Origin of the sequence: Synechococcus sp. PCC 7502, assembly GCF_000317085.1 — a bacterium.
Taxonomy (GTDB): Bacteria; Cyanobacteriota; Cyanobacteriia; order Pseudanabaenales; family Pseudanabaenaceae; genus PCC-7502.
The window spans coordinates 1,972,539-1,992,035 of the sequence record NC_019702.1; the positions used below are offsets into that span (position 1 = coordinate 1,972,539).

The window sequence follows — 19,497 nt, forward strand, 5'->3', positions numbered from 1 at the left end:
AAATTTTATTCATTAGTATCTGTGACTCTCCAACTAAGTTTAAGATTAATCCAAAAGTTCCAGACTGTTACTACGGCGATCGCCAGTAAGTTAGCTGCTAGATAATGAATATGCAGAATATTAAAAAATAAATTTAGTAACAGCACATTTAGCCCCAGTCCAATTAAGCAGACAATATTAAACTTGATAAATCGCTTAGCCTTAAACTTCCATGCAGTTTGGCGTGAGCTTAAGTCTTTAAATGTCCAAGCGTCATTCCACAAGAAATTATTAATAATTGCCACTTCTCCAGCCATAAATTTACTTCTGGTCAGTCCCCATCCTAAAGAAGATGGATCATGCAACAGGTACAGCACTGCCATATCCACAAATACGCCGCTAAAACCCACCAAACCAAATTGGAGAAATCGCCTAAACTCGCCTAGAGAAAAACGTAACCGTAATAGGTGGCTAATATATTCTAGGTATTGCTTCCAGGTTACTTTGCTTGTGCCTTCCTGCCGTTCTTGGAATACATAACCCACCTCCGTAACTTTAGAAATGTCTCCTCGTGCTAGCACCTCAATTAAAATTTTGTAACCAATGGGACTGAGTTGGCGATCGCAAACTGAATGCCGCCGCACCACAAAATATCCACTCATGGGGTCTGAGACTCGACCAATGACTCCGGGTAAAATTACTAAACCCAATAACTGCGCTCCCCGTGACAAAAATCTCCGTACCAAGCTCCAATTGCTCACTCCGCCTGTATCAACATGACGACTGGCAACAGCCAAATCCGCACCACTTTTGATCGCATCTAGTAATTTTATTAATCGTTCTGGGGGATGTTGAAGATCGCCATCAATTACTCCCAAAACTTGCCCTTGGGCATTTTGCCAACCTCGAATTACAGCCGTAGATAGACCTCTTTCACCGATCCGCCGTAAAACCTGAAGTTGGGGATAATCACTGGTCAAAGCTTCAGCCACTTCCCATGTGCGATCGGGACTGTCATCATCTACTACTATTAGCTCGTAATTATTGGGCAAAAATTTATCTAGTAACTCTGTTAAAACTGGTACTAGGTCTTTAATATTCTGAGATTCATTAAAAGTAGGAATTACTAAAGAAAAGTAGAGCGATCGCCCATTCACATTGGATGAATTAGGAATTAGTAAAGAGGAGGATAGATTACTGGACATGGGAGGGTGATTTTTATTGCAGAGCAACCGCCATACGACATTAACTTATTTTTAGACTGGATTGCCTTGACTAGAATTAATTTTGGTTCAACAAACTTGTTCTACTACTTCTACTCACAATTTATCAGAGCCTCAATATCTACAGAGACGATCTTATCCAAATTGCGTGTAATCTTTGCGATCTCCCAATTCCACCAAGCTATTTCAAGTAGCGATTGGATTACTTGATCATCAAAGCGTTGACGGATACACCTAGCTGGATTACCACCAAAAATCGTATAAGGTGGAATATTACTTGCTACTACTGATTTTGCTGCAATGATTGCTCCATCTCCTACCTGTACTCCTGTCATGATTACTGATTCATAACCCATCCACACATCGTTCCCAATGACTGTATTACCTCTGTATGGTAGGTCTTCAGACTGAGGCTCAACTTTTTCCCAACCGTTACCAAAAATCTGAAACGGATAGGTCGAGAATTTGCCCCATTCATAATGAACTTTATGCTTCTTGCCAAAGCGCAAAATTTTCCAATGATTAACTGATCGCCAACAAATGGGAAGTGGTATAGGACGTTACGCTCAAAATCTTCCGAGTCTTCTGGGTCATCGTAATAGGTGTAATCACCAATAATGATATTGGGATTCGATACAGTGTTCTGAATGAAGCAGATTTGCGGAAATCCCTTCATAGGATGTTTATCTTTCGGATTAGCTCCGTACAAAATATTTTCCAAATTTTAGAAATACCTTAATTCTCACTAACAACCCAAATTTACTGCTTCAAGCTGTAATCCAAAGTACTATAACTAAAAATTTAGCCCAAATCAAAAAACACTTAAAATTTCAGCTAATAGATGATAGTATTAAATACAGCTTGTTGTTTTTGTTACATAAAAAGTGAATAAAAAGATTATCACAGTTTCTTGTGGCTGGCATCTAGACATCAAGTTAGATGAAAAAAGACAGTCTGATCCTGCTCTATCTTGGGATGACACCTGCGAAGGACCCAGTATGGTCTGATCGACCTGATAACTATAAGGGTTGTTTTACAAAAAAGTTTTAAACAAAACTACAACGCAACCTTGGTCGATCGCTTCTTGAGATAGAAGAAAAGCTAAAGCTAAATATTTTTCCAAATCCCAAATCGAATAATCTGTAATTGCACTTGATTAGGTTACTAGTTTTTCGATGCAGTTACTAGGCAGTTAATGATTTTATCGTTTCTGTCGTTATAGATTTATGCCGATTTTGTGCCGACTGGATGTAATTATCTCCAGCAATTATCCCCCAAAATTTACCAACCAACAGGAAAATAACCATGAAACGTGAACAATTACTGAACGAAACCGTAGAGCATATTGATATTAAAGCTTTTGATGTCGTGGGCTTAGTCGATGCCATGGGACAAACTGCTTTTCAAGGTAGAAATCTTGGTCGTGCGGCTCGTATTTATGACACCATGATCGCTGATCCAGACTGTGCCATTATTTTATGTCTTGCTGGTTCATTGTTTAGCGCAGGCTTAAAGGGTGTGGTCTATGATCTAATCGCTAATAATATGGTTGATGCGATCGTCTCCACTGGTGCCAATATTGTCGATCAAGATTTCTTTGAGGCACTAGGTTTCCGCCACTATGTAGGCGATCCTTTAGCTGATGATACCGTACTCAGAGAGGCACATGTTGATCGCATTTATGATACCTACATTGATGAAGATCAGTTGCGGGTTTGTGATATGACGATCGCCGAAATTGCTGCGGCTTTACCCCCTCGTCCCCATTCTTCCCGTGAATTTATCCATGCTATGGGTGCATACTTAGATTCGAATGCTCGTAATCGTCACTCTGTAGTACTTGCTGCCTATCAAAATCAAGTTCCAATTTTTGTGCCAGCATTCAGTGATTGCTCCGCAGGCTTTGGCTTAGTTCACCACCAGTGGTATTCCCCTGAATCTCATCTAACCATTGATTCTGTTAAAGACTTCCGTGAATTAACTCAGTGCAAGTTGGCTTCTGCTCACACTGGTTTGTTTATGATTGGAGGCGGCGTACCTAAAAACTTTGCCCAAGATACCGTTGTGGCGGCGGAATTGCTCGGCTTTGAAACTGCTATGCACAAATATGCGGTTCAAGTCACTGTTGCGGATGAACGGGATGGTGCCTTGTCTGGCTCTACCTTACGAGAAGCTCATTCTTGGGGGAAAGTAGATATTGCCACGGAGCAAATGGTATTTTCTGAAGCCACCTTAGCAATGCCTTTAATTGCTGGGTATGCCTACGGTAAAGGTAACTGGCGTGAACGTTCTCCTCGTAACTTTGCAAAATTATTCCAGCAACCTCAAGTCCTTGCTGTGGTGTAGTTAAGCTTAGTTTTATTCCTAGGAGCTAAATGCTATTTTTCTGCCCTTGGCTCCTAATTAATATCTTTTGCTAGAGCTTTCCGTGTGATCGACCATGACCATAGCCCTAAACCTAAAACGATCGCGCTACAAATAAACATTACCAACTGTAGTCCTTTCACCTCTCCAAGTGCTGAAATAGAAGCATCTAGGGTGACAGCAGCGATCGCTAGGGGTAGGCTAACAGCAATATTTTCCGCATTATTCAGGAGTCCGAATACTTTTCCACGCATATTTTCTGGTGTATATTTTTGAATCACGGTGAGCATTGGCACTCCTACCAGTGAGCCGTTAAATCCGAGAATGACCGCTAAAATTAACGCCAACCACAGGTCTTTAACTAGGGCAAAAAAAATCAGCATTAATGCCATCCCAATGAAGCCCACTAAAGGTAAGGGTCGGTGAGCAAAGCGATCGCCAAAATGCCCTAAAATTAAAGCCCCGATCGCTAAACCAACTCCAGCAGCAGCTAACAGAAAGCCAAAATCCGTACGGTTGTTAGTAATAATTTCACTGAGGTTAATGGATAGCTTCAGCATTGCGGCAAACACGCCATAGAAAATGACTAACTGCAAAATCGCACCGCTAATTAGGGGATTGTGACGCAGATACTTTAACCCATCTTTCAGGTCTTGCCACACATTATGTAAATGGTCACGTTTGGGAATGACTTCATTTTTAGGCAGAAAAAATAATACTAATCCTGCCATGAGATACATCCCTCCCACCAAAAGCTCCTGACCAAACCTAATCCCTGCAAACAGGTGTAATAAGGGAGAGCCAATGGCAAAACCGATAATCATTGCGCCCATCATCGTTAAGGTAAACAGGGCATTAGCAGACATTAAACAGGACTCTGGTACCAACAATGGAATGGCGGACTGCTCTGCGGGTGCAAATAATTGGGTAAAGATGGAAATGATAAAAGTTACGGTTAACAGTAAAATCAACATCTTGGGCAGAAAGGGAATGATTAACACCAAAAGTCCGCGCAAAATATTGCAGACAATCATGACCATGCGCTTAGGATATAAATCAACGTAAATACCCGCAATGGAACCGAATAGGATTGCTGGCACCGTTGAAGCAATCATAATCATGGACTCACGACTATTAACTGGTACCGAGTAGCTAACGTAAGCCTCGGAAGTAGCGATCGCAATTAAGAGAATTAATAAAACCTTATCCGCCAACTGAGAAATTAACTGCGCCGACCATAGATATAAAAACTGGCGATCGCCCAGCAACTGCAAAAATCCATTATTAGAAATCATATTTCAGAGATCGAGGATTCACGGACTTAGCACCAGAATTTGTCATGTTACCTAAAATTACCAAAATTAACCTACTTAACCGCCGAAAGCTGTCGTTTTTTCTTCCTCGATTCTAACTCAGGCGATACCCTCGGACGCAAAAGCACAATCTGAGACATCTCTCGTCCACAGCGAATTAATAGTCCTGCTACAAATAAATTAGAAATCATAGAACTGCCACCGTAGGTCATAAATGGAAACGGCAGCCCCGTAGTTGGTAAAACTCCTGTAGCTACACCAATATTAATAAATGATTGCCCGACCAATAAAAATGTCGTTCCTATGGCAACTAGTCTAATGGTGGGATTTTGGCACTTCAAAGCCACCAGTGTGCCTAATGTGGCATACACAATCAACATGAGGATTAACAGCACACAGCCAACCAAGCCAAATTCTTCTGCAAAGATCGCAAAGATAAAATCCGTATATTGAAATGGTAAAAACAGCTTTTGCCGTGACATCCCAAACCCAGTTCCCCAAATACTACCCGAACCAATTGCCATCAAACTTTGAGTTAACTGAAAACCATCGCCCTGCTGTGACTGCCAGGGGTCTAAAAAAGATAAAACTCGCCGCCGTTGATAGTCTTTAAAACTGACGCTGAGGGTTGCCACCATAACCCCCAAACCCATAGTGCCTAATAGCTGTCCCGTTGGGAAATTAGCAGCAAGGGCAATAATCCAGAGCGTAATTCCACACAGAGCCGTCATACTCAAGTTTGGTTGCAGCAGAATCCCTGCCAAAGTCATCGCAAATACTCCCAGCCAAGCCACCTTAGCTTTAGTTGTAACTTGGTGCCATTGGGAAAATAATTGAGCAGCCTTGAGTACTAAAAACGGCTTAATTAATTCTGACGGCTGAATTGTCGATTCTCCTAGAGCCAGCCAACGGGTAGAACCATTACCAGTTGCACCAATGCCACTAATATGGGTAGCAAATAAGAGGACTAGACCAATACCTAAGCCCAGATTTACGAGGCGGAATGTAATTTTTAAGGGTAAATGAATTACCACATTAAATGCCACTAGACCAATGGCTCCCCACAGTAGCTGCATCTTAAAGAAGCGGGTAGGATCACCGTTATTGACAATATCGGAATAGGCATAGGACGCCGAAAATAGCATTGCTAAACCAATAAATAGCCAAATGAAGGTTAACCAGCGCAACAGGCGAGCCTCGATCGCCCAATCATGGACAGATTTATCAAAAAAGGGAAATAAACGCACGGCAAACTAAATAAAGATAGCTATAGCTTTGGGATTGTTGGCGAATTTGTCAAGGGATTATCTAAAGTTTCTATGTAAATAGCTGAAGAATTATGTTGACAACTTCCTTGTTCCAATTGTTTGGGTTATGTTTGTATAATCAATCACTTATATCATAGATGTCTTACCCCATAGACGTAAACATCCGCACCGAAAATTCTATGCCTAAACCATCAGAAATTTCTAACTTGGTAATTATTGGCTCCGGTCCTGCTGGATATACAGCGGCAATTTATGCAGGACGCGCCCGCCTTAATCCCATAGTTTTTGAAGGTTTGAAGATGGGCTTACCAGGTGGACAGTTAATGACTACCACAGGTATAGAGAACTTCCCTGGATTTCCCACGGGGATTATGGGACCAGAGCTGATGCGTTTAATGAAAGCCCAAGCTCAAAACTCTGGAGCAAGACTATGGATGGAAGATGTGATCTCCGTGGATTTTAAGCAGCGTCCATTTACGGTACGATCGGCTGAACGAGAAACTTTAGCCCACAGTATCATTATTGCGACAGGTGCCACTGCCCAACGCTTACATTTACCCAGTGAAGACCAATTTTGGAATAAAGGGATTTCCGCCTGTGCGATTTGTGATGGGGGGATTCCCAGATTCAAGGATGTGGAATTGGCAGTGGTTGGTGGTGGAGATACGGCAGCCGAGGAGTCAATTTTTTTAACTAAGTATGCTTCTAAGGTGCATTTATTAGTGCGAAGCGATCGCCTCAGAGCCAGTAAAGTTATGCAGGAAAGAGTACTTAACCATCCTAAAATTCAAGTGCATTGGCAAACCGTACCCACCGATGTTTATGGCAATGACTGGGTTCAAGGCTTAAAACTTAAAAATACTGTTAGTAGTGTGGAGCAAGATTTAACAGTGGGTGGATTATTTTATGCGATCGGGCATAAACCCAATACAGCCCTATTTATTGATGCGATCGAGCTTGATCCTACTGGTTATATTGTCACCAAGGGTAAATCTACGGCTACTAATGTTGAAGGAGTCTATGCTTGTGGAGATGTGCAGGATCATGAATATCGTCAAGCAATTTCTGCCGCAGGAACTGGCTGTATGGCAGCTTTAGAAGCAGAACGTTGGCTTTCTGGCACAGGCTTACTGCAAGAGTTTCTACCAGTATCCACACCCGAAGAAACCATAGAAAATGATGTTATTGAATTTAGTTTAGGATGACTGAGCCTAATTATTTTTCGGGCAGCGTAAATTGCAACTTTGATTGATTTTCTCAATGATTTATTTCGTTAAATGTGATCGCAAAGGTTTTAATTTCAAAAGGTGTAAAAGTACAACTAAATTGAGCCTGATTGTGAGAGATTTCCGATAACGGATGTTCCAACAAATCACACTCACATACAGATTGGATTGATTTAGCAAAAGTAATAGATTCATTAACAGTTTCTCCGCAGGATTCATAAAATCTCACGATCCAATTCAACCCGATTTTAGATCGCAAGTCAGATTGCTTAAAGGCAGAGAGAATAATATTACTTGAGGTGTTTTTGATAAAACTAGATATATGAAAAGAGTTATTTTGAATCACTAAAGGATTATTTAATTCATAGCCCAATTGATGAATCTTAGCAGCTTGAATATTGCCTTGATGGGGAACTAACCTATAGATAAATTCATGAACTCCTCGATCAGAATTGGGACAGGGAAAATTAGGACTACGCAATAAAGATAACCTGATTTGATTGTGCTTAGCATCATAGCCATACTTACAATTATTTAATAGACTTAATCCAACGCCATCCGTACTTATATCTCCCCAAAAATGAGCAGGAACCTCAAATTTAGTCTTATCTTTTGTACTGCGGGCGATCGCTCCCATTGGAATATGATAGGTGGCAAAATCAGAGCTAAAACTTAATGGAATAGTTGCCTTGACTAAAATATGTTCTTCTTGCCAATCCACCCAATTTCTAATCGTAATATAGGGATTAAAGGCATCCAATTGAATTTCTTGAATAAACGTAGAATTTTGAAATTTCTTAATAATTTGCCAAGATACCCTAAGATTTCCCGATTCATAGATACTGATTGCTTCAAATTTTAGTCCACTTAATTTTTTATCCTCATAATTAGGATCAATATTCCACGCATCCCAATACTGTCCTTTATCTTCAAAAAATTCCAATTCACAGTTATTACTTAAAAGATTATTATTAAACCTCTTATCATAAATCTGAGATATTTCACCTGTTTTAATATCTAAATCAACTTTAATATATTTGTTTTCGATAGTTGAGTTTGTAATTACTAAATCAGGATTGATAGTTTGACTAGAACCATCATCTTTAACTAACCTAAACTGAGAACTTCCTAATCCTTCTATATCATTACAGTTAAATATCAGTCCATTTTTAGTTTTTTGTGTCAATAATAAATCTAAGTTATTATGCTGTTGAATCAAGTAATTATCTGAGCTATCGATTTTTATTTCTATAATTTCACTTCTTACCCAATTACAAAAATTCCAAATATACAAATCATCATTTTGATTAACCACTTTTGAAATATTAAAAAATTCATTACTTATATTATTAACTTGACCCCAAGTTTGATTGGCATCTATAAATACTTCATGGATAGAAGTTCCGGGTAAAATATCATGAAATTGATTAAGTAATAAACCTTTCCATGCCTGATCTAATTTAAGTTTAGGGTATTTTTTATTTTTAACTAAAGTAGCGATCGCTAAATATTTCTCTAGATTACCTAATAAAATTTCTGATTGGCGACATTGCAGTTTTTGATCAGATTTTGAAGTATATGTACCACGATGAAATTCTAAATATAACTCATCATGCCAAGTGGGAATATCAGGATTAGATTGCTTTAACTGCTCAATAAAATCACTAAATTTAGTAGGAATTAATTTGTAGAATAACTCAGACTCAGACCATTCTCGCCCAAGATTTAACATATCCGCAGTTGGTCCACCACCATGATCTCCAACCCCATAAAGCCAAAGATGATCTTTAATATGATGTTTAGCTTCAATATTAGTTGCATAATTAGCGATCGCCACAGGCTCAATGCCTAAACCCAATTCATTACAAAAATAAGTAAAAATTTTACTACCATCCAATCCCTGCCACCAAAATACTTGATGCGGAAATTTATTAGTATCATTCCATGTTAATTTTTGGGTAATAAAAGCTGCAAATCCACTTTTTAGTAATATTTGGGGAAGCTGAAAATTAAAACCAAAAGTATCGGGTAAGAAGGCAATTTTTACATCTTGATTAAATTTATCCAAAAAATATTGTTTGCCATAAATAATCTGTCGGATTAAAGATTCTCCGCTAGGTAAATTACAATCTGGTTCAACCCACATTCCACCTGTCAGTTCCCATTGATTCTTCCGAACATGATCTTGAATTTGGATAAATAATTCTGGATATTCTTGTTCGATCCATTCATAAAATAAGGCTGTAGTTTGATTAAAAATCAATTCTGGATAATGTTTTTGCAAATCTATAACCGAATTAAATGTGCGGTTTATAACTTCTTTAGTTTCTGCGATCGCCCACAACCAAGCCACATCAATATGAGCATTTCCTAGAATATAAATTTTTCGATCTTGAAAGAACTTTGATAATAATTTAACTAGTGATCTCCTAATATTTGCTAGCTGATTAAATATCTGATTATTGATTACACTTGAAAAAATTAACTCTAATTCTGATACTATTTGATCTAACTCGAGTTCATACTCAGTAAGTAATGGCAGGTACGCAGAAATTACCCCTAATTCTTCCGATAACTTATAGGGATCACAGGGTTGATGCGGATATGAAATCACTAGCTCCGACTTCTGTAAGGCTCCTCGATCATGTTTTGGGCTAATTAACCTAATTTCCAGCTTAAAGTTTTGATCTTCTTGGACATTTTCTGCAAGTAAAAGTCGGCATTTTTGATCAAATAAATCCCCTTCTTGAACCTTAGCTCCATTAATAAATATTTCTACTAAGGATGCCCACCATATTAGTTTTAATCTGATCGTTGTTCCTGTTATATCTAAATTATTGAAATATTTAGGAACTCTCCATGTTTGGGTTAAATGAATTACAGCATCACTTTGTTTGAAAATCAGGCTATCTTTTTCACCTATAGGAACTACTTCCTCCCTTAGGTCTTGATGCCAGTTACCAATTAAATTAATCTTTGATAATTCCTCAAGCTGACTAATAAGCTTCCCCAGTCTTATGAAAATACTCACGGTAATTACAGCCTAGTAGCAATACTAAAACCGTGGGAATCGGTGCCGCAGGTGTGGAGAAGTTCGTAGCGATCGCCTAATTGTTTAACCTGTTGAGTTTGACGTACACTAGGCTTCCAAGGCATAGAGTTGGTATAGCAATAGTAGGTCTCAATCCCGTCAATCCCCAAAGCTGCGGCGGCAGGAACTAATTCTTCAGGCGACCGGCGATACCGAGCAGGATGTGCCAAAACCGCAATTCCTCCAGCATTATGAATGGAATTAATCACACTTTTTGCCTGATAATCAATACCTGCGGTGGTTTTACCTTGTAAATATGGCTCAATAAAAGGATGAGTTGGATCAAAGCCATAGCCTAATATATGCACTTCAGTAAATAGTAAACTGGCGTTAATCTCAATGCCAATATGGAGGTGAGGGAGTTTAGAATTAAGGCTATAACTATGGTTTTGCTGCAAGATTTGGTGGGCTTGGTAATATCCGTCTACGGTGTGGTGATCGGTAATGGCAATATGGGCAAGATTTAGGTTAATTGCCTGATTCACAACTTCATGGGGCTGCATCTGTCCATCGGAGAAAACCGTATGCAGATGAAAATTTAACAAACTAGGACAGCTATGGGCATGTACTGTACCAAAAATTTGTCTAAGCTTAGTTGCTGTGAGTTGTGGGGATAAGCGAGTTTGACTTATCATAAAAAGCCCTGGTGACTGTCAATATATTAACTTATCTTAACTTAGTTAGAGTGTAAATTAAGGAAATTAATGGTAACAAGTATTAAATGTCCTGATATGTACTATCCACTATTTAGTCCTAATGTTAGACCAAAAGGGGCTGGCTAAGGGTTCTCCAATAAAAATTCCCTGCCCAGGTTGTTCTACACTTTTAAAAGTTCAGAGGTGATAAAGTGAGGTAAAAATGAGTCTGTTGCCAAATCTCTCACCCCTATGGATTTCTCTCAAGGTGTCTGTGATTGCTACAGTTATTACCTTTTGCCTTGGTGTTGGGGCAGGGTATGGCATGTTTTATTATCGAGGACGAGGGCGATCGCTAATTAATTCTCTATTCCTAATTCCTTTAGTCTTACCGCCTACGGTTGTGGGATTTATTTTACTTTTGCTATTGGGAAAAAATGGAGTGATCGGGCAACTAATTTCGCGCTTAGCTATCCAAATTGTTTTTACTTGGTATGGAGCCGTCCTTGCTGCGATCGTGATTGCCTTTCCGTTAATGTACCGAGCATCCCTTGGTGCCTTTCAGCAGATTGATCCGCTATTACTTGATGCTGCCAGAGTTGAGGGAGCTTCTGAGCTAGAAGTTTTTAGCTATATCGCCTTTCCCTTGGCACTGCCGGGGATATTATCGGGAACGGTGTTGGCATTTACCCGAGCTTTAGGAGAATTTGGGGCAACTCTGATGCTAGCAGGCAATATTCCCGAACAAACCCAAACCATGCCTATGGCAATTTACTTTGCTGTCGAAGCGGGAGAATTTAAAGAAGGAGGTTTTTGGGTAGCTTTAATTCTGTGTATTTCATTGACTGCGGTTTTTACCCTTGATTACTTAAATCCAAAATCTAATTCCTATCAAAATTAAATCAATGTGGTTTTAGAATGAAGCTACTAAATCTTTAGTCCCAACTTCATTTCCATTTTGGCTTCGAGTATTAACAATGATTAAAATTATTGACCACACTCGTTATAACACCGATACAGCCGTAGTAGTGGCTGTATATACACCTAAACTAGTCTTAGATAAAACTTCTCAAACTTTGTACGTCACGGCAAAAGGGGCATGGTTTTTAGTAGAGAGAGGTAGAGATGTATTCCTGAAAGAACAAACCTCTACCTTAACGGTAATGACATCGGATCAAGCCTATGGTTGGCTAGAATCCCATGACTGTATAGATGCGATCGATAGGTATTTTTCAGAACGTATTCAGGATGCCTAGGAGCATTAATGAACTGAGTTAGGCAGCAGGCTGAACCAAATTTTCCGCCCCTTCAATAATTTTGGCTGAAATAATTTTATCGCCCAGTTTAAGCTTTCTCAGGACTTCAGTTCCATCCTTGAGATAACCAAATGCCGCATAATTGCCATCAATGAGGTTTAAGCCTGCTGGGGTTAAGTCCGATTCAAATAAGTACAAGAAAAACTGAGAAGAACCACCGTTTACATCTTCGGCGGGATGTGCCATCGCGATCGTACCAAATGCAGAAAAAGGTAATACTGGAAGTGTCCGAGCTAAGCCAAGATCACTGAGGGTAAATCCATAGAATGGGACTTCTTTGTCAGGAATTTTAACCTCCATAGGAACAGTCCGCACTTTGCCAGTATTTGGATCAATAAATCCATCGGCGGCACCGGGTGGGTCACCTGCTTGGAGGAAATAATCATCATCGGCACGATTAAAGCTGAGTCCGTCATAAAATCCTCTTTGCACTAGATCGGCAAACTGCCCAGCATTTACGGGGGCATTATAGCCATCCAAAACTATGGTGATCGTACCTTTGGAGGTTTCCAGTTCTACGGTGGCTCTACCTTTCAGTTGAGGGAGATGGGCGTATGCCTCTGGGACTGTGAAGGGAAATTGGGTGACCATCAGCGCTTCAAGATTACCGACATATTCCAAAGCTTGCTCAACTAGGGGTTTAACTTTATTCCGCTCTTTGTTGGTGATCGCTTCTTCAAGGGGAGTCAGAGCATCATTTAGCTTTTTCAGGTTTTCCAGTCCTGCGGCTTGATCGGTCACATTTGCCAGTAATTTCTGTTGATCCTGAGCCAAAATAGTTTTAACTCGCTTTAAGTCCTTAGCAATGCTATTCCACCGTTTGAGATTGGCTTGGCGAGGTTGTGCCTCTAGGGTAGTTTGAACTTCACGGATTAACTCATTTTTGATCGGTAAGGCATTGCGTAAAAGAATTCTGGAGTCTTTGATGGCACTATTAGCAGGCAGTTTTGCTTCTACAGGCTGAGGGCTGATGGTAATAAAAATTGTGATGATCAAGGCGATCGCCACCCATAGCTGAAAAACCCTATGCCCAAATCTATGGGAAAAACTATTTGATTGGTAACTGGGATTTAAGTATTTGATTAGCATTCTAAAAATTAGGTTGAAAATTATATGAACTAGATATTTAATTAAATGTTTAATATTGTCGCTAAATTTACTCTTTACTTAAAATGCTATGGCTGAAGTGGTGCGATCGCAAGTAATTAAGCCACAATCACATCCCGAATTCGTAAACTAGGGGAGCCACAGCCCACTGCTAAACCATTCTGCCCACCTTTACCACAACCACCAGATTCATCCCAAAAAAAATCATTGGCGATCGCTTCAATATCTCCTAGGGTTTGAAAGACATTTCCCGATAGGGTGACATCTCGGACAGGCTCTGCAATCTTACCATTCCGAATCATCCACGCCTCCCCTGCGGTAAACGTAAACATTTCACCGTTGGTCATACCTCCCTGCCAATTTTTGGCATAGACTCCTACGGGAATATCATTAAATAAATCTACCACTGGGGTCATGCCTCTGCCAATCCAAGTATTTGTCATCCGCACAATGGGCGCATAGTGATAATCTAAGCACCGTGCATTTCCCGTAGGTGCCTCTCCTAATTTCCCTGCGGTTTCACGAGAATGGAGCCGACCGACTAAAACCCCATCTTTAATTAACTGGGTAGTTGTGGCAGGTACGCCTTCATCATCATAAAAATAGCTACCTCGATGTCCCAAAATCGATGCCCCATCAAAAATCTGTAAATCCTCTGTGCCGAACCGCCGTCCCAGTGCCATAACTTCTAACAGATCGGGATTTTCATAGATCATATCCGCCTCAGATAAATGCCCAAATGCTTCATGCACAAACAACCCTGCTAGCACTGGATCGATGACTACGGTATAAGTGTCACCCTGCACCACGGGTAAGTCCAACGCCGATACTGCCCGGCTAGCAGCCGATTTTACTTGAGTATCTAGTCCTTCTAAATCTGTAAAAGCCAATCTTGATCCGACGGTTTCTCTGGCAGTTTGTACTACATCCCCTTTTCTAGCGGTTGCCCCAAAGCGCATTTCTAAGTCACTCCATGCCTGTTCAATTAAAGTGCCTTCGGAGTTAGCAATAATTACAGTTTGAGTGCTGTCGTTGTAGCTGACTGAGTTACTGACAATTTGATCGGATTGCGATCGCAAAATTTCATCATAGTGAAAACATAGATCACGTTTTTGTGCCAAAGTTGCTTGAATGGGAATTATCAAGGACTTTTGATCCCTAACTGGTGCCAAAGGTGCCAAATTATTTTCATCATTACCCACCCATCGTGCCGCAGCGATCGCCTCTTGAACTCTTAACTCTAGGGTATCTAATTTATTAAAACTGCTTAATCCCCAACCACCACGATGATATGCCCTGACCTGTCCACCCACAGATACACCTGTACTCAGAGTCTCAACTTTCCCACTCCGCAACAAAATCTCTGTACCTTCCATTGACTCAAGGCGGATTGCCAAAAAATCCACCTGAGATTTATATTTTTGGATCAGTGCCTCAATGACATCGGGTACCCATTTCTGATTGAAGTTAGAATTCACCATGATTACTAAAATATTTAATCGTTTTTACATCCTAGACTGCAAAGCGAATTTTAGATATACTGAAAGACCTGAAAAATTTAACCGTTCTTCAACTTGATCTGGCTTTTAATCTGGCTGTTAAGATCAAAAGTTAAGGTTGCGTCAAGGTTCTCAAAGGTTCTAGGGTCTAAAATACTCAAAATTCAAAATTTTCGCTCTATAAGAAAAACAAAAAGGACAAATCCATGGCAAAAAGTGATGTGCAAGTAATGCTAACTAAAGATGTGGTCAAATTAGGAAAATTAGGCGACCTAGTTAATGTTGCTCCCGGCTATGCTCAAAACTACCTACTACCTAACGGCTTGGCTGTGCGTGCTACCGCAGGGATCAATAAGGAAGTAGAAAGACGCAAAGAAAAGGAGCGCCAACGTTTAATTGCCATTCGTCAAGAAGCAGAAGGACGTAAAGCTACCCTAAGTTCAATTGGGACTTTAATCGTGAAAAAAGCCGTAGGTGACAATAAGTCTTCAATTTTTGGTAGCGTTACAGATCGAGAAGTAGCTCAGCTAATTTTGGCAAAATCCACCCTTGAAATCGATCGCCGTGAAATCACCGTACCCGACATCAAGCAAGTTGGTACTTATGATGTTGAGATCAAGCTCCATGCTGAGGTTACTGCCACTGTTAAAGTTCAAGTTGTCCCTGAATAGTTAAAGTAATCTAAAAATAGAAGGGGTCGGAGGGCAACACCCCACAATGGGTTTTAGTTTTTCTGCTCTCAAAAAGTTTTTACTTTTCTTTGACCTACCTACTTACTTAAGAGGCTGATTAGGAATTACCACTAGATTTTTCGACAAAATCCGAGGGTGCAATATCTTCTAAAAATTCACGAAATGCGCGTCGCTCTGCTTCATCAGCTGCCTGATCCACGGGGATAGATGCTTCAACCACTACTTCTTCCATGACCCAAATCGGACAGCCTGCTCTTAGGGCAATGGCGATCGCATCACTGGGACGAGCATCAATTTCCTTTTTGACCTCACCTACTTTTACCGTCAAGATGGCATAGAAGGTGCTATTTTTCAGGGAGTGGATCACCACTCTCTCTAGTTTTGCGGACAAAGCCCCAAATAGGCTAACGAATAAATCATGGGTCATAGGACGAGCAGAGGACTTAGGATCAAGAGCCATAACAATCGCTTTTGCCTCAGATTCACCAATCCAAATTGGTAATGCGCGACGTTGGGTACCATCTCGTAGTAAAACAATAGGGTTATGACTGACAGCATCAACGGCAATTCCTGCCACCTTCATTTCAATCATTTTGAACAAGCCTCTCGAAATACCTGAACACAGAGTCAATTATACTTCTAAACTTAGGTTTCAAACTTGAAGGTACTATGAATTAGTCGCAATTTCAAATTCAAAAAATTTGAAGTTCATTCTTATATTTTCACAACTTTGGCACATTTACTCGTAGAGGTAATCACCTAGAAGTATCACGGCAGAATTATATACCAAAGCTTAAAATTTAGTCACAAAACTTAAATCCATAGATTAAAATAATCTTAAAATTTGACCATATAGCTATGAACATTGAAATTCCTACTTTTTTAAAACCCTTAGTTACATTTGCCCATCCTCTCTTAATGTTTCTCACCCTAGCTTTAGCCCTCTATGCAGGTTATTTAGGACTTCAGGTTAGAAAAATTCGTACTGCTAAAGGTGATGAAAAAAAGACTCTGCAAGAAGAAGCAGGTGGAACCCTTAAAGCTATTAAAGATAAACACTATATCAGTGGTTCACTTTTACTGGTTGGACTGGTTATGGGGAGTATTGGGGGAATGGCAGTAACTTTTATAAATAATAATAAGTTATTTGTTGGTCCTCACTTAATTGCGGGCTTGGGAGTAGCGGGTTTAGCAGCCCTATCAGCATCCTTAGCTCCCTTGATGCAACAGGGTAAAGATTGGGCAAGATATACTCATATTAGTATCAATACTCTGTTAGTCGGAATTTTTGCATGGCAAGCAGTCACAGGGTTTGAAATTGTTCAAAAGCTCCTAAGTCAATTGGCAAAAGCAGCTTAATATAACTTGATTAAGAACTTAATTAGGATCGGGTAACTTATCTAGGCAACTAGATTTAGCAGCTTCTAGGAAAGTTTGAATGCTCTCCACTAGGTTCAAGTGTCCACAGTGCGGGCAACTCATTTCAGAGCCAACTTGGGGTTTGATGTCAGCAATACTCCACCATTGATCACAGCGATCGCATCGAAAATGATATAAGAACTCTAAGGATACTTTCATGCTTGCTTGAATTTACACTTATGTAATTGTCATTCATGTATAAGTGTAATTGTATAGATGTAATTGGGTGATAATTAAAAGTAAGTTATCAGTTTAAAATGCTACAGCCTATTTGATGAATAAGAGATATGTTGGGCGCCCCACGCAGGGGCGGAACCCCTGTATCCCGAAACCCATAAAACACAGTAATCATATCCCTTACCCCTTTTCCTATTGATAACCGATCAGCTAAACCAAAAAGAGAAAGCTAAACAGAGAAATTAGACACAAAGATTAATGAATGCCATCGCCTTTTCTTTTTTCTCTGATCTTTTATTAGTAGCAGCACTGGGTTTTTTAGGTAGCTTTGGTCACTGTGCGGGGATGTGTAGCCCGATCGCCCTAGCATTTTCCCTAAATCAGCAAGGTGTCAGTCAGTCAAGGATTGCCGCATTAACTTTTCATCTCTGGCTCAATGTGGGCAGGTTATTAAGTTATGCCATTATTGGTGGCTGCATTGGCGCAATTGCTCAGGTATTAGTAGTAGGTGGTCAATTAGCGGGGCTTGATAGTTCGGTTAGAAGGGGCATAGCGATCGCTACGGGGATAATTCTGATTTTATTTGGACTATCACAGCTAAATTTTAAGTTGGGTTTTAAGTTTTTAAAGTTCAATCTTTTAGGTTTAATAAAACCGCTAAAAAAGTGGCGTATCCATGACCTGATGGTAAATCTTATGGTCAAGTTTCCGCAAAATCCTTTGTGTTTAGGGTTTACTTGGGGATTAATGCCCTGTGGATTTCTATATGCGGCTCAAATTAAGGCGGCAGAGGCTTCTAGCTTTGGGGCAGGAGCAGCAATAATGTTGGCATTTGGGATCGGAACTTTACCCGTAATGGTGGGTGTGGGGGTATTTAGTTCACAACTTAGTAGCGATCGCCGAGGTCAACTGTCTCGATTAGGGGGCTGGCTTACGGTAGCGATTGGGGTAATTACGGTCTTGCGAACTGGTGATACGATGGTGGACTATAGTGGTCACGGGGCTTTGATCTTGATGAGTTTGGCTCTAATTGCTCGTCCGATTAAAAAACTCTGGGATTTTCTCTATCAGTACCGCCGAGGGTTAGGAGTGGGAGCATTTGCCCTTGCTTTAATTCACACTCTACACATGATTGATCATAGTTGGGGTTGGAATCCTCGCGCTGTTCTATTTATGCTACCTCCCCATCAAGCTGGAATTTGGTCTGGAGTCTTTGCCCTTTGTTTAATTGCACCTGCGGCTATGACTAGCTTTGAAGGAGCTGTGCAATATTTAGGTGCTTACTGGAGACCAATTCATTTATTAACTTTGCCAGCTTTTATCTTTACGGGCATTCACATTGTGTTAATTGGTTCCCATTATTTGGGGAAATTAACTTGGGGGCTAGATGCAATCATTCGAGTACTGTTGCTTTTGATGTTGATCATAATAGTTTTGGCAGTGCGATCGCCTTGGGTTTGGCAGCTATGCCATTTATCAGATTTGTATAACCCTGTACCCAGAAAATGAGCATGATTTTAGAGATGCACTTCTTTCCCACTTTAAATGTCAATGCAACTTATTTCAAACGATCTTGAATTTTGGCTAGTGCTGCTTTAGCACATCCTTCATCAATCAACCCATTGGGAGCGCCACTCACCCCGATCGCCCCAATTGCAACATCTCCAACTCTAATAGTTACACCCCCGATCGCATAGGTAACATTAGGTAATTGAGTTGGTGGTACTGTGGATGGAGGATTTTTAGCTAGTCTTTCACTAACTTCCTTGGTGCCACTTTCTTTGAGTGCCAAGGTCAGGGAAGCAGCGGAATAGGCTTTATAGTAGGCGTTATTCAAAGAGTGAACTGGTGCGCCATCGCCTCGTAACAGTGCTTGTTGAACTCCATCAAGATCGGCAACTACAGCTACTACTTTGTAACCCCTCTGCTGACAGATTGCAACTGATTCTCCCACAAGTTCATTAGCTAGTGCTGCTGACAGTTTCGGCATATTGATTATGCCTTGAGCCTGAACGCTGATTATGGAAGTGTTAAAGACAACCACAAAGGTAAAGGCAATAGCTTGTAATCTAAACGCAACTCCTGACATTAGCTTTCTCCCGTTGATTTACTGCTCTCAGAATAAAGGAAAAACCTATGTTCTAGTAGGAGTATTCATATTTTGTATATATTCTGAAGTTAAACTTTA

17 protein-coding genes and 1 pseudogene are annotated in these 19,497 nt (G+C 40.3%); 7 read left to right on the forward strand and 11 right to left on the reverse strand.

Features of this window, described 5'->3' with window-relative positions:
* Positions 1-5 precede the first annotated feature (5 nt).
* Together SYN7502_RS09675 and SYN7502_RS09680 are read right to left on the reverse strand one after the other, a co-directional pair.
* Positions 6-1,184 carry a glycosyltransferase gene (locus SYN7502_RS09675; RefSeq protein ID WP_015168655.1) on the reverse strand — a complete coding sequence of 393 codons (1,179 nt, stop codon included), beginning with the start codon at positions 1,182-1,184 and terminating at the stop codon, positions 6-8.
* A 110-nt stretch (positions 1,185-1,294) separates the two neighbouring features.
* Positions 1,295-1,878 (reverse strand): annotated as a pseudogene (locus SYN7502_RS09680) (CatB-related O-acetyltransferase).
* A gap of 629 nt (positions 1,879-2,507) precedes the next feature.
* On the opposite strand from SYN7502_RS09680, the gene SYN7502_RS09685 reads away from it, so the two are divergent.
* Positions 2,508-3,548, forward strand: coding sequence for a 1,9-bis(guanidino)-5-aza-nonane synthase (locus tag SYN7502_RS09685; protein WP_015168656.1), 1,041 nt, complete (start codon positions 2,508-2,510; stop codon positions 3,546-3,548).
* Positions 3,549-3,601: 53 nt separating this feature from the next.
* On the opposite strand, the gene SYN7502_RS09690 is transcribed toward SYN7502_RS09685, so the two are convergent.
* A complete protein-coding gene (locus tag SYN7502_RS09690; RefSeq protein ID WP_015168657.1) occupies positions 3,602-4,861 on the reverse strand; it encodes an MFS transporter in 1,260 nt (419 codons plus the stop codon).
* Positions 4,862-4,932: 71 nt separating this feature from the next.
* On the reverse strand, positions 4,933-6,126 hold the full coding sequence (locus tag SYN7502_RS09695; protein WP_015168658.1) for an FtsW/RodA/SpoVE family cell cycle protein: 1,194 nt from the start codon (positions 6,124-6,126) through the stop codon (positions 4,933-4,935).
* A gap of 200 nt (positions 6,127-6,326) precedes the next feature.
* Between SYN7502_RS09695 and trxB the strand changes: the two genes are divergently transcribed.
* Complete coding sequence (trxB, locus tag SYN7502_RS09700; protein ID WP_081581050.1) at positions 6,327-7,352, forward strand: thioredoxin-disulfide reductase; 1,026 nt, start codon at positions 6,327-6,329, stop codon at positions 7,350-7,352.
* A gap of 52 nt (positions 7,353-7,404) precedes the next feature.
* Here trxB and SYN7502_RS09705 read toward each other — a convergent pair whose 3' ends face one another.
* Positions 7,405-10,404, reverse strand: coding sequence for an alpha-mannosidase (locus SYN7502_RS09705; RefSeq protein ID WP_015168660.1), 3,000 nt, complete (start codon positions 10,402-10,404; stop codon positions 7,405-7,407).
* 5 nt (positions 10,405-10,409) lie between these two features.
* Complete coding sequence (locus tag SYN7502_RS09710; RefSeq protein ID WP_015168661.1) at positions 10,410-11,099, reverse strand: PHP domain-containing protein; 690 nt, start codon at positions 11,097-11,099, stop codon at positions 10,410-10,412.
* 223 nt (positions 11,100-11,322) lie between these two features.
* Between SYN7502_RS09710 and modB the strand changes: the two genes are divergently transcribed.
* Positions 11,323-12,000 carry a molybdate ABC transporter permease subunit gene (modB, locus tag SYN7502_RS09715; RefSeq protein ID WP_015168662.1) on the forward strand — a complete coding sequence of 226 codons (678 nt, stop codon included), beginning with the start codon at positions 11,323-11,325 and terminating at the stop codon, positions 11,998-12,000.
* A gap of 76 nt (positions 12,001-12,076) precedes the next feature.
* Entirely contained in the window at positions 12,077-12,355 is a 279-nt protein-coding gene (locus SYN7502_RS09720; RefSeq protein WP_015168663.1) for a hypothetical protein, read from the forward strand.
* A gap of 18 nt (positions 12,356-12,373) precedes the next feature.
* Here the strand turns inward: SYN7502_RS09720 and SYN7502_RS09725 are convergent, their stop codons facing one another.
* Together SYN7502_RS09725 and SYN7502_RS09730 are read right to left on the reverse strand one after the other, a co-directional pair.
* On the reverse strand, positions 12,374-13,504 hold the full coding sequence (locus tag SYN7502_RS09725; protein WP_015168664.1) for a peptidylprolyl isomerase: 1,131 nt from the start codon (positions 13,502-13,504) through the stop codon (positions 12,374-12,376).
* Positions 13,505-13,620: 116 nt separating this feature from the next.
* Complete coding sequence (locus SYN7502_RS09730; RefSeq protein ID WP_015168665.1) at positions 13,621-15,003, reverse strand: TldD/PmbA family protein; 1,383 nt, start codon at positions 15,001-15,003, stop codon at positions 13,621-13,623.
* Positions 15,004-15,227: 224 nt separating this feature from the next.
* Here SYN7502_RS09730 and rplI point away from each other — a divergent pair, with 224 nt between their 5' ends.
* Positions 15,228-15,692, forward strand: coding sequence for a 50S ribosomal protein L9 (gene rplI / locus SYN7502_RS09735; protein ID WP_015168666.1), 465 nt, complete (start codon positions 15,228-15,230; stop codon positions 15,690-15,692).
* Between the two features lie 118 nt (positions 15,693-15,810).
* Here rplI and SYN7502_RS09740 read toward each other — a convergent pair whose 3' ends face one another.
* A complete protein-coding gene (locus SYN7502_RS09740) occupies positions 15,811-16,305 on the reverse strand; it encodes a bifunctional nuclease family protein (protein ID WP_015168667.1) in 495 nt (164 codons plus the stop codon).
* A gap of 266 nt (positions 16,306-16,571) precedes the next feature.
* Here SYN7502_RS09740 and SYN7502_RS09745 point away from each other — a divergent pair, with 266 nt between their 5' ends.
* The gene (locus SYN7502_RS09745; protein WP_015168668.1) at positions 16,572-17,072 is read left to right on the forward strand and encodes a DUF4079 domain-containing protein; all 501 of its coding nucleotides are present in this window, start codon (positions 16,572-16,574) and stop codon (positions 17,070-17,072) included.
* Positions 17,073-17,090: 18 nt separating this feature from the next.
* Here the strand turns inward: SYN7502_RS09745 and SYN7502_RS09750 are convergent, their stop codons facing one another.
* Positions 17,091-17,291 (reverse strand): hypothetical protein, encoded by a 201-nt coding sequence (locus SYN7502_RS09750; RefSeq protein WP_015168669.1) that lies wholly within the window; start codon positions 17,289-17,291, stop codon positions 17,091-17,093.
* 276 nt (positions 17,292-17,567) lie between these two features.
* Here SYN7502_RS09750 and SYN7502_RS09755 point away from each other — a divergent pair, with 276 nt between their 5' ends.
* Positions 17,568-18,818, forward strand: coding sequence for an urease accessory protein UreH domain-containing protein (locus tag SYN7502_RS09755; protein WP_015168670.1), 1,251 nt, complete (start codon positions 17,568-17,570; stop codon positions 18,816-18,818).
* Between the two features lie 49 nt (positions 18,819-18,867).
* On the opposite strand, the gene SYN7502_RS09760 is transcribed toward SYN7502_RS09755, so the two are convergent.
* On the reverse strand, positions 18,868-19,398 hold the full coding sequence (locus SYN7502_RS09760; RefSeq protein WP_015168671.1) for a GlcG/HbpS family heme-binding protein: 531 nt from the start codon (positions 19,396-19,398) through the stop codon (positions 18,868-18,870).
* Between the last annotated feature and the right edge of the window lie 99 nt (positions 19,399-19,497).